Here is a 1,280-nt window from a genome sequence, read left to right as displayed (position 1 = left end):
CTTTTACAGACTTACGTTTAAGCGTTCTGATAGCCATTTTTGCGTCTCTAGCCGTAATAAAATCTTTCCTTTTTGACAGTTCGATTAATTTAGCGAAAACTGGACTAACACCGCCGTCAACAGTATTTTGATTCTCAGTGTAGATACTTCTAACCTCTTGAATGTACCTTTTGGCAAGGTTAATGCCTTTTTGGAGAAATTGAAAAGGTAATGTTGGCGGTGTTGACAGATTGTTGACACCCCCGTCAACAGTGTCAACATTAAAAGCTAAATCGAATAAATAAAGAAGTAAAGCAATTTCTCCTGCTACCCTTTTATATTTTGAATAAACCGCTCTGAGTGCGCCGCTTGGTTCATTTACTTTTAAGTTTTCGAGTTCATTAAAGAATTGCTCATACAGCTTCACTCCCTGACTATCTAGCTTTAAATTTAGTTGTGGCAATCGTTCTAATTTCTCATAGGTACTTAGCAACATCGGTTTAATATCAATCTTGACGTTACTATCAGGAAATTTTGCCCTTTTTACTGGTAAATAGGAGTACACAAAACGAGCCCAATAACCGCTTTCATCCTGACAGCTTCCCATTTGTTGACGTAAAATGTCAGGTTGAATCCCCCCAACAATACTCAAAGAAGATTTAGCAGTATCGTAGCGATCTCCATTTTTGCGGTTAACCTTAATACCCCGTCCATCTCTAGCAGACAAAATCTTTTCTGAATCGCTACCTTTACCGCCACGATAAGCATTATTCTGTTTAATTAGCGCCGCTAATTCATCAATGAGGATCAAGAATCCTTTTGACTGCCGATCGATTAAAGAAGCCACAAACTCACTGGTAAAATCTGAAATATAATACTCAGTTGGTTGAGGTTCTTTCATATCCTCATCGCCCTTATATTCATCAAATTCTTTCTTCAGTCTCTTATATTCTTGATTAGCTTTTGATTGAAGGGATAAAATACCGCTACTAAATAAGTCTAAGGTAGGGCTTTTTGCCGTTCCACTTTCACCCACGATCGCGCTAAAAAAAATCGGTTTAGCTGTGAAATTTGTTGACTCGATCAAGGTTAAATCAGTATTTGGATTAACCAAACTTGCCACCATAGGTAATAATGCCGTCAACATCGAAATATGATTGCTACCGATAATTTCACAATATGTTTTTAATGGATATTCAAAAGAATTAGGCAAGTAATCACTAATCCGAATATCAGAATCTTTGATAGTGGCGATCGTCTCAATTTCAGACTGAATGTGAAATTTATCATCTTCTTTGTTT

Annotated in this window: 1 protein-coding gene; it reads right to left on the bottom strand. The window is 36.9% G+C overall.

What is annotated here, in order from left to right:
* Nucleotides 1–1,280: DUF3987 domain-containing protein (locus tag FWJ34_RS19355; RefSeq protein WP_308256958.1), on the bottom strand; the 1,280-nt coding region annotated here is incomplete at both ends.

This window comes from Geminocystis sp. GBBB08 (assembly GCF_016743215.1).
In the GTDB taxonomy this organism is placed as follows: domain Bacteria; phylum Cyanobacteriota; class Cyanobacteriia; order Cyanobacteriales; family Cyanobacteriaceae; genus Geminocystis.
This window is presented reverse-complemented; position numbering and strand designations above follow the sequence as displayed.